The sequence below is a fragment of the Rhodopirellula maiorica SM1 genome (genome assembly GCF_000346295.1).
Lineage (GTDB): Bacteria > Planctomycetota > Planctomycetia > Pirellulales > Pirellulaceae > Novipirellula > Novipirellula maiorica.
Genome location: NZ_ANOG01000506.1, coordinates 1 through 11,083, shown reverse-complemented (window position 1 = coordinate 11,083; position 11,083 = coordinate 1). Strand labels below are relative to the sequence as shown.

Genomic DNA, 11,083 nt, shown 5'->3' with positions numbered 1-11,083 from the left:
CACTTGGCACATCGACCTCCATCATCCGGACGAGGGATTCTCGGATGATGCGGTTGAAGAGCCGTTTATTTCGCGTGCGACTGACAGCAAGGAATACCACTATCAAGGACCATATTGGGCACCATACCGAACGCTTTATAGTCGCAACGTCAACAACCTATTCATGGCTGGTCGAGATGTCAGTTGCACTCACGATGGATTGGGCGCCATCCGCGTGATGCGAACGTGCGGGATGATGGGTGAGACCGTAGGGCGCGCCGCGTGGGTCGCCGTGCGATACAACACTACACCCCGAGGAGTTTACCAACATCATCTGCCAAAACTTAAGGAATTGATTAGGCAACCCGGAGCTTTGCGACGCGACTCCGTTGCCGGTGATCTTTACGTTCCCGAAGGTGTTACCGTTGCAAACCGCGGATCGCTTTTGGCCAGTGATATCGACGGAATAGTGATCGACGACGAGCAAGCGACCTTGGTTGGCGATTGGCGATCCGATGGCGACTTGCCGAACTACGTTGGCCAGGGCTACCTGTACTCATGGGGCGGAGGAGCAAAGGCGACTTATCCAGTCAACGTCGAAAAACCGGGCTTCTATGAAGTGCAAATCAACTGGCATCCTCATGGAAACCGAGCACGCCAACTTGCCGTCTTAGTGACCGATGCCACTGGAGAACATCGCATCACGATCGATCAAACCGGGAAGCCCGACGATGAGACACACTTTCGGTCTTTGGGGGTTTACCAGTTCAAGGCCAATGACTCCGGAAAAGTGCTCATCGATTCGGATGGTGCCCGCGGCGTGACGCATATCGATGCTGTGGTGCTACGTCCGTCCGAGAAGAAAGTGGCTCCCAAGTCGCCTCAAAACGGCGATCAAACCAATCGATCAAAGCCGGATATCATTTGGATTTTGGCGGAGGATATCAGCAACGAGCTTTCCTGCTACGGCGAGCCCGGAGTGCAAACGCCTAATATCGATTTACTAGCGGACGACGGGGTGAGGTACCAGCGTGCCTATTGCACTGGGCCGGCGTGTTCGATCTCGCGTAGCGCGATGATGTCCGGTGTCTACCAAACGCGGATCGATGCACATGATCATCGTCGCATTGGCAGTTTCACTTTCCCCGCGATCACTCAGTACTTGCGGTCGGCCGGCTACTTTTCCGCCAAGGGCTGCGGGTATTCCGGAAAGACCGACTTGAACTTCACGCCCGCAGAAAAACTGTTTGATGGAAACGATTGGGCAGAAGCCGATCCCGAAAAACCCGTATTCGCTCAGATTACTTTGGCTGCAACCCACCGAATGGACACCCGAGGAAAGAAGTGGGATGAAATCAGGGATCAATCGAAAGATCCGGTCCCGCTCGATGACGTTCGACTACCACCTTATTTTCCAGATGTCCCGGAAGTTCGACGCGACTGGGCGGTCTATTTGGACCAAATCGAATACGTCGACACGCAAGTGGGTGAGATCCTCGCCCGACTCGAAAGCGAAGGCCGCTACGACAACGCCATGATCATCTTTTGTGGCGATAATGGACGCTGTCATCTACGCGGAAAGAACTGGTTGTACGAACCTGGCCTGAAAGTGCCCCTGGTCATCAAATGGCCCGGCGGAAAACGGTCCGGTGACGTCGTCGACGGCATGGTCAGCATGTTGGATGTGACAGCGACGGTGGTTGACGTGGCAAATGCAACGCCGACAGAGAAACTGGACGGGCAAAGCTTGACGAACGATCGTTTCACTCGCGAGCTAATTTTTGCTGCGCGAGACGCTGGCGGTGAGGTGAAGGACCACATTCGCAGCGTTTGCAACGGACGCTGGAAATACATTCGCAACTATGTCCCTGAATTGGGATACACCGAGAGCAAGTACACTCGAGAGCACCGGCCAATGCGTAATATCATGTTGAAATTGAGGGAACGAGGAGAGCTGACTCAAACTCAGTTGCTGGTTTTGGCCGGGACTAAACCTGAGGAAGAGCTTTACGATCTGAAAGCTGACCCGCACGAAATCAACAATCTTGCCGATGACGCACAGCATGAAGATGTCAAAGGGCGTTTGGTAATACAGCTGAACCAATGGATCGAATCTTGTAATGACACAGGACTCAAAGAGTTGGGCACTAAATTGGTGAGCCAATGACGCAATATGTGTTGTCTTCGTTTCCTGCGATTCGTTTGTACGGTGTTTTGATCCTCGCGATTCTGCCGCTTGTTGCATCGCGCGCTGCTGACCCTCCCAACTTGATCATCATTCTCGCTGACGACATGGGCTACGGCGACTTGAGTTGTTTCGGTTCCAAGCAAATTCAGACGCCTAACATCGATGCGCTGGCGGACGGCGGTGTCCGATGCACACAGGGATACGTTTCCGGAGTCGTCTGTGCACCGTCTCGAGCAGGATTGATGACCGGTCGATACCAGAATCGATTCGGATTCGAGCACAACATTGTTGGAGCTGCTGACTACTACCACTTCGACCACATCGGACTTCCGACTGAAGAAGTCACGATCGCAGATCGGTTGAAGGCACTCGGCTACGCAACGGCGTGCATCGGGAAGTGGCACCTGGGGAACCGCGAAGCGATGCATCCAAACCAGCGTGGCTTCGATTACTACTTTGGCCGATACAAAGGCCACGGCTACTTCCCGAAGGTGGCGGACAATGCGATCTATCGGCAAAGTGAACCGGTGAAATCGATCGATGTTCCGTACACGACCGACTGGTATACCAAGGAAGCAATTGAATTCATCCAACGCACTCAGGATGACCAGCCTTTCTTCTTGTACCTCGCTCACGATACACCACACACGCCGCTGCAGGCAAAGGATGAGGACCTTGCGAAGTTCCAACACATCGAAAGCAAGAAGCGCCGAACAATCTGTGCGATGCAGCACTGTCTTGATGAAAATATTGGGCGACTGGTTCAAAGCCTGAAAGACACCGATCGTTTTGAGAATACATTAATCGTTTTCTTTAGCGACAACGGAGGTGTCACCAACGGCATTGACCATTCGATCAACGCCCCGCTTCGTGGTCAAAAGGCTATGTTTTTTGACGGTGGCATGCACGTGCCATTTATTTTCTCGTGGCCTGCTGGCGGATTGAAAGCGAACATCACCTACGAGCAACCCTTTATCTCTCTCGATCTTGTTCCGACATTCTTAGCCGCCGCTGGAAATCCCTGGCAATTGACGGGCGGCAAGGAAGGAAAACGAATCTACGATGGCGTTAATCTCCTGCCGTTTTTGAGGGGAGAGCGAGGTGATGATTTTCCGCATGAAACGCTCTACTGGCGGATCACGCATCGCGGCGCAGCAATCCGCGATCGCGATTGGAAACTGATTCGTACTCCGCATCTGCCAGCAATGCTGTTTGACCTGTCAACAGATCCCAGCGAGCAAAGTGATTTGGCGTGCGAGCGCCCCGAACAAGTCGCCAAGCTGATGCGAAAGCTAGCGCACTGGGAATCCAGTTTTGAGCATACTCCTCGTTGGTTCAGTAGCAATCGTTGGATGAAAAGCATCTTTTCCGCCTATGACGCATCCTATTCAATTGTCCAACCCGAATGACGTCGAGATCTTTTCCACTGAGACGTGCCGTCTTACTCAGTATGATTCGCTTTTTTTACCGGATAGTCCCGTCGGTTGTTTTAGCTCGGTCACCGTTTCTAACGACAGGACAGAATTTGATGACGAGACCAACTTTGGCGGCGCGTCTGTTTCGCGTGACCCTTGTTCCCGCAATCATGGTGTGTGCCCTGACCATGGTTGGATGTTCTAAAAATACTCAAGCAAGAAAACTGCCCCCTCCGAGTGACGTTGACTGGGATGCAATCAACGCTCAAAACGAGGCAGAAAATGATGCGTCGAGTGTAACCGAGGAGTGACAAAGAGCTTGGTATCTATCGTTGGTCCATTAATCCTCTCATGCGAGTTGAAAAGGTCATGATCCGTTTCTCGATTTGCCTGGTGATACTGCTCGGCTCCGTGTACTCGGTTCCTGCCGATGAGCCGAACCAGGTTCAACAAATTGGCTCACCCAATATCGTCTTTATACTGACAGACGATCATCGCTGGGACAGCTACGGAGCTCCCGATCTCCGGCGCATACACACGCCGAATCTCGATAGCATCACCCACGATGGCACTCGTTTTGAGAACGCGTTTGTCACCCTGGCGATCTGCTCGCCCAGCGGAGCCGCTTGTCTTACCGGGCGATACGGAAGCGCCAACGGAGTGACTTCCTTTGGCAGCGTTTCGCTCAATGAAGGCGAAACGACCTTCGCCCAGTCGCTTCGTAAGGCGGGCTATGCAACCGGAGTCACCGGTAAATGGCACCTTAAGACGACGCCACGGGAATGTGGCTTCGACTTCGTATCGACCTGCTGCTCTAACGGAACGTGGTACAACCGCCGATTCACGATCGACGGTGAGACCAGAACCATGCCCGGATTTGTCGACGATGTGACGGCGGATGAATCCATCCGCTTCATTCGCCAGGCAGCAGACGCAGATAAGCCGTTCGTGTTGTGGATGTGCACGCAGGTCCCTCACATGGATAGCAAGCACACGTGGCCCGCAAAGCCGGAGTACCTCGATCGCTACAAGGTCGATGAAATGCCTCTGCCTAAAACGTGGAATGACGATCTCGATGGTAAACCCGAGTATCTGAAGTCGGCCCGCAATCGCACACGGGCATTGGAATACGGTTACGACGATCCGTCGAATATTCGCAACCACATCCGCGACTATCGGGCCAGTGTCGAACAGATGGATGCTGCGGTCGGTCGCGTGTTGAATGAACTCGAAGTCAAGAATCGGAAGGAGAATACATGGGTCATCTTCATGGGCGATAATGGATGGTTTCTTGGAGAACATGGCACGACCAGCAAAGTCCTGCCCTATGAGGAATCCATGCGAGTTCCGATGGCGATCGCCGGACCTAAGACATCGGCAATGGTCTCTGATGAACTGGTGCTGAATATCGATTTGACGGCAACGATCTACGAGTTAGCCGGTTTGACTGTTCCCGCAGCACTGCACGGTCGCAGCCTATTGCCAATCGTCGCAGGTGATTCGGTGGACGACTGGCGAACGAGTTTTCTTTACGAAGCACCGACACCGCAACTGGGTAGTCAACCTTTGTGGGCGGTGCGCAACGAACGCTGGAAGTACATCGAAACCAAGCCGGAACAAGATCCCACGAATCAGCTTGTCGAATTGTATGACCTCCAATCCGATGCGGTCGAAATGGAGAATCTGGCGGGCAAGCCAGAACACCGCCAAACAGTGGACCGGCTGGCAACCGAGTTGCAGTCCTCCAAGAGAAAGATCGCAGCACAACCCGATCCGACGACGCTCGCCGCTGGCCCCGTCAGCCAAGGCGACCAGTCCAAACACGATCCTCCGAAGACAACCGCGGCTAGCGCCGCCGAATCACGGGAGACAGTCGCCACGGCAGTGTCAACTCCGCGTACCGATATTCATATCAGCGGCGTCTACCCACACGTGACGACCTACGGTGTCTACAGCCAAAACGGTGGTCACTACAAAGACGGCCATAACGAATGTGGCATCGGAGCCATTGTTCCGTGGGCAGGAAAATTGTGGATGGTCAATTACGCGCCGCACATGCCCCGCGGCAGCGAGCACAAACTGTTTTCGGTGGACCCGGATCTCAGCAAGCCAATGACCGTGCATCCCGAAAGCGTCGGTGGTACGCCAGCCGGACGTATGATCCATGCCGAATCAAACCAACTTTTGATCGGTCATCATCTGATCGATGCAGATCGAAACGTGCGCACGATTCAGCCCAAGGACATGCCCATCCGTGTCACGGCGATCGCGCGTCACCTGAAAGATCCCGCGAACATGGTTTACTACATCGATATGGAAGGCTCCATCTGGGAAGCCAACATTCACACGCTCTCTGTGACGCGACTATTCAAGAAGCCCGTCCCCGGTTGGCACGGCAAAGGCGGCTATACATCGCAGGGACGACTTGTCATTTCGAATAACGGCGAGCTCCATGTGGGTGATTACAACGATGTGCTCGTTGGAGGAAAAGCAAAGTCACCCGAAGAACGCGGTGTCCTCGCAGAATTTGACGGAACGAACTGGAACATTGTGGAACGCCGACAGTTCACCGAAGTAACCGGCCCCCAAGGAATCACCGGTGGCAGCGATGGCGACGATCCGATCTGGACGATGGGCTGGGATCGCCGCAGCGTACGACTGAAGGTTCTTGATGACGGAAAGTGGCACACGTATCTGCTGCCCAAAGCTGCCTACTGCAACGATGCCAGTCATGGGTGGTACACCGAATGGCCACGTATTCGTGAGATCACCGATGGCCGTTGGATGATGGACATGCATGGGATGTTTTACGACTTTCCAAAAACATTCTCCGCCACCAACTCAGCCGGCATCAAACCGATCGGAAGCCACCTGCGATACGTTCCGGACTTCTGTGACTGGAACGGAAAACTGGTCTTGGCCACCGATGAAACCAGTATTCAAGGCAACCCGCTTGCCGGCCAACCGCAAAGCAATCTCTGGTTTGGCGAATACGAGGAATTGAAGAACTGGGGGCCCGCAAGCGGGTATGGCGGACCTTGGATCGAAGACGACGTGAAAGCGAACACACCGTCGGACCCATTTCTGGTATCTGGATTTGATCGGCGCATCGTGCACCTTGCCGTCGGAAGAAAGAGTCCCATCGAAGCGAAGGCTTTCCGAACAACCGAGGACTTCGAGATCACCGGGCTACCGAACGAACTCGCCGAGCTACCACGAGTGACCATTGATCGCGGCAACTGGCGCGAACCTGCGAAGGGTTACGAGTTTGTGATCGACCGACCCGCAACGGTCTACCTTGCGGTTGACGGGCGGCTTGACAGTGGAGGCGACCCGCCACTGCCGCCATCGTGGAAGCCAACGGACTATTCGATAACTTGGGGTAAGAACGTGCGGGATTCAGTTTATGCACGGCAGTTTCCAGCGGGCAAAATTGTAATACCCGGCAATGCGGTCCAGCACGGCAAAGGCGCCTACAGCCTACCTCACATCGCGTTTGTGAAATCTCAAGACGAAACATTTGTTGGAGTCTCCGCCCTGGGCACAACCAGCGTCGCCACTGCATCGGCCGGCGTGGCCGACATCGCGGACAATGCTGCCCCGGTTCGGTTCAATCTTCAAGTCGATCGAAACGGCGACGGTTCGTGGACCGACCTTGAGACCATCGAGGTGCCCGGAAACGGATACGTCGGAAAAGTTTTGCCGAACGATTTTGATGCAGTCTGGATGCGACTGAGCACCGACCGCGATTGCGTCGCTACTGCCTTCTTGCATCAAACGACGGCAAAATACGCGGACGCAGGCAAGCCAGAAAACAAAGCGTTGTTCGCTGGGCTGGCGGACGTTCGAGACACGGGCGTGCTGACCGGTCTCGCATACCCGGCAAAACGCAACCGTGATCTGCGAGTCATCACCGACGACGATCGCTTCTTCGACTTTAGCAAAGCCGAATTCGAATTTGAACCGGTGCAACCTGACGCAACTCTGGCTGAAAAACTACACATCGAACCTGAATTCACGGTCGACGATGCATCGGTGGTTGTGAACTATCAAGGACAAACGTATCGACTGCCCAAAGGTGACGTCGCCTACGACAAGCCGTTCGCCTCGGGATGGCCGCGAGCGTCACGCGAAGTTCAATCGGAACGCCATTTCGCGAACATCCACGGCACGTTCTACGAAATCCCACTGGTCACAAACGGTGCGCCCCCTGCTTGGAACCTCATGCGACCAGTCTCTAGCCATTCAAAGCAAATCACGGACTTCTGTTCTTGGAACGGCCTGCTTGTCTTGTCTGGAATTCGGCCTGATGCAAAGAACGGCGGTCACATTTTCCGCGACGAAACACACAACACAGGTTTGTGGTTCGGTGGAATCGACGACCTCTGGAAATTCGGCAAGCCCATCGGGAAGGGTGCCCCGTGGTTGAAAACGAACGTCAAAGCCGGCGTCCCTTCGGATCCGTACCTGATGAAAGGTTACGATCAGAAGACCGCCTCAATTTCCCACGCCCACTCCGGTGCAGCCACCATCACTCTGCAGATTGATCTGGACGGAAATGGCCTGTGGGTGAATTACAAGAGCTTCACTGTCCCAGAGGGAACTGCAGCTCGTCACGAGTTTCCGGCAGCGTTCTCGGCCTGCTGGGTTCGAGCTGTCTGCGATAGTGATACCTCTGCAACCGTTCAATTCGACTATCAATAGGCCCTGTCGAAGATTTATGCAGTTTTGAGGCGTTTGCGGGTGGCCCTTGTGTTGACACACAGAGACCGGGCCACCCGCCACGTTTCTTGGCCTCACTCGACTCTGGAAGACGCAGTTAGTGACGGGCCTTTTAGGGACGAATGCAAGCTCAACTGTTAACCCACAAATACGCGAGAACCATTTCTCGGGTTCGGATATCGGCAGATTCTTCAGGTCTCATGCGCGCGGAGATCCTTTCACCGATGTCACGAATGTCGATTTGTTCGTGCAGGCGGGTGCATCGCCCGAGGCGGATTACGCTCCAGGCTAATTGCGGTCGGTGTAACCGACCGAAGCCGCGAAGGCGGTGTCCCGCAGGAGGCCTGGCACTGGGGACAACTTGGGGACATAGTTGGGATCGGGGGCTGAATTAATTCATCCCGGCACAGACGGAGTCCAATCCGAATTAAGCGTAACTTAAACGGGCGAAAACCGCTTCAGGATTTAGGTTCTCGATTCTTGCATTCTGAGTTAAGTCAAATTGAGAGTCTTCACGAAAACCGTTGTTTCCGGTGTATCCGAAGCAACCACCCGCATTCGCTTGTCACCTCTTGCTTTAAATCGTTCATTCAAGCTTCGGATGAAATTTGAAGCTGCTAACGTGGAATGGTGGGGGACAACTGGAGGTCATCTTCCATCAGGAGTAAAGTGTAATTAATACTGCCCCATTTGCTTGAATTGCAGGTAATTAGCCCGGAAATAGAATCACCGAGGATCGCAAAAGAACCGTGCATTTCTCAGTGGTTTTTTGAGGTCGAAGCCGTGCACTAGCCCTGATCGTCGGCTGAGGTGAATTACATGAAACCTCGTTGAAGAATCGCAGCGGCTGATTGTTGTTCATGGCTAGACCCTGCCCTGGGAAGGCGCTTCAATACGAGGACTCGCCGGATGTTAAAGCGATTCGCATTGCCCTGCCTATTCGAGGCGTGAACATTTGGTGCGTTCGTCGCTGAAAGCTTCCATGAATACTTAAACGTCTCGCGATGGCTGCGATCGTTACTCGCTTGATGTTTAGCTCCGACTGATAAACGGAGTTTCGCCCGCTTCCTTAAACACGGGCTGCAGATATTCTTGAACGTCTCGAATCGCGGTGAACACGCGACCAAATGGACGATTGCTGTACGCATCGGTTAGGGCGTCACTCTTGACGGGTTGCCCATGACAATCGAATACCCCCATGATCTCTCCGTCAGAGAAACGTTTAATAAGTTGACTGCCAGTCTTGCGGAGCTTTCCAAACGACAACGGCCGAATATCGTGGCTATCGACTTGAATGCGTTTGATCAACCGATCAAAGTGATTCGGGATCATTTGGTTTGCGTTGCCGGCTTTGGTGGGCTGATCGAGGGCGGTGCCCGCTTTATTGACTACGAGAACGGCATGATCTCCGTAACCAGGGAATGCTTTGCGACGCTTCATTGCCCACTGGATGCCCTTGACGGTCAATGGGAAGAGAATGTGTTCTCCATAAACGCCGCTCTTGCGACGTACCCGCTTGATGAAGGAATCCTCTGCCGTCGATTTGAAGTCTAGGATTTCCTGGTGACGGGGCGAGTGTGCTGAGAATAGATGAACTTCGCCTACCAGTATTGACGCGATCTCTGCACGACCGAAGCCGCAGTTGAGCCCCAGCAGGAGCAGGAGCCGATCGAACGGCTGGCCGTAACGCATCAGCAGTTTCAATTCATCAAGTGAGAAGGTGTCTACCTGCTCCAGGCTTTTTCGTGCGTGGTCGACAGCAAGTCGTCTGATTCGCGTGTCCATGTCGCCGAAGGCAATGGGTTTCGTCCAATCGAACCGCGAACTGGTGTCCAGCCATTTCAAGAAGCGAGTGAGTGCGCTCAGATAGTTTTTGCAACTTTTCGCCGTCATCGGAGTCGTCGTTCTGAGCTTGCAGGGGCGACGACGCCAGTACCCGATTAGTTCGTTTATTTCGGATGCGTCCAACTCGCCAATTGAGCGGTCCCCGTGATGTTGAATCAGGGTATCTACCTGCTTTACCTGGGTTTTGCCCCAGGGGGAAATTTGGTTCGTTTCTGGGCGGTGGAACTCACGTTCTAGGTACTCCTGGTATTGCTTCATTGCTTGGTGCAATGACACTGCGGTCGCGATGGCGCCCGGCGGTTTCACGCAAGAAGTCGCCCCTGGCCGAGGCGACTGATGCCGTTCGCTGGCAGGCACTTCGTCGCCAACGAAAGGTTGGACGGTCGAGGAACCTGTTTGGGATGCGGTGAGCGGTATACCAGCAGCAACGAGTACCCTCTCAGACTCTCGCATCGCCAGAATTTTTGCTGGCTCCACGTTGTCGAGCAGTGTGTCGATGGTCGCGAGCTGGCCATTGTCATCGATTGCTTCCAATCTCGCCAGATTCTCGTCTCCGATTCGCCAGGCGCGTCGATCTTCCGGTGTCACCACGATGCCAGTAACGCGTTTCTGGAACCTCCGCAGTCGCTGCGCATAGTTCGTCGGCGATTCACCGACGTTACGCGTCAAGATAAATTCACTAGCCCCCTTGGCCGCGGCTCGGGCTACCTCCAGGTCGGTTCCAGACCAGAGCGGGTTCGGTTCACGGGAACGGTTTGCGATCGCCGTCCAGATCTCCCGGAGCTTAACCTCGCGAATCTCAGCTTGGCGAAGGTCGGTACCTAAGATGAATTTATGCTGCTGCCGGACGCCGGATTTGCTCAGCTTCCAGCCGATTTGGCGGGTGTAGTAACCCCGGCTGTCGGGCTTCCATTGACGACGCGCTCGCGTGACC

Annotated in this window: 5 protein-coding genes; 4 read left to right on the top strand and 1 reads right to left on the bottom strand. The window is 54.2% G+C overall.

Features of this window, described 5'->3' with window-relative positions:
• The 4 genes from RMSM_RS37000 to RMSM_RS38550 all read left to right on the top strand — a co-directional run.
• Window positions 1-2,146, top strand: a 2,146-nt coding sequence (locus RMSM_RS37000) for a sulfatase-like hydrolase/transferase (protein ID WP_144057696.1), incomplete at its 5' end; no start/stop codon positions are given.
• Window positions 2,143-3,576 carry a sulfatase-like hydrolase/transferase gene (locus RMSM_RS16080; RefSeq protein WP_008698225.1) on the top strand — a complete coding sequence of 478 codons (1,434 nt, stop codon included), beginning with the start codon at window positions 2,143-2,145 and terminating at the stop codon, window positions 3,574-3,576. The genes RMSM_RS37000 and RMSM_RS16080, both read left to right, overlap by 4 nt.
• Before the next feature lie 119 nt (window positions 3,577-3,695).
• Window positions 3,696-3,893: a hypothetical protein gene (locus RMSM_RS39875; protein WP_144057695.1), complete on the top strand. Its 198-nt coding sequence runs from the start codon at window positions 3,696-3,698 to the stop codon at window positions 3,891-3,893.
• Window positions 3,894-3,951: 58 nt separating this feature from the next.
• The gene (locus RMSM_RS38550) at window positions 3,952-8,286 is read left to right on the top strand and encodes a sulfatase-like hydrolase/transferase (RefSeq protein ID WP_144057694.1); all 4,335 of its coding nucleotides are present in this window, start codon (window positions 3,952-3,954) and stop codon (window positions 8,284-8,286) included.
• A gap of 1,050 nt (window positions 8,287-9,336) precedes the next feature.
• Here RMSM_RS38550 and RMSM_RS16070 read toward each other — a convergent pair.
• Window positions 9,337-10,683, bottom strand: a complete 1,347-nt coding sequence (locus RMSM_RS16070; protein WP_201767041.1) for a hypothetical protein — start codon at window positions 10,681-10,683, stop codon at window positions 9,337-9,339.
• Window positions 10,684-11,083 lie beyond the last annotated feature (400 nt).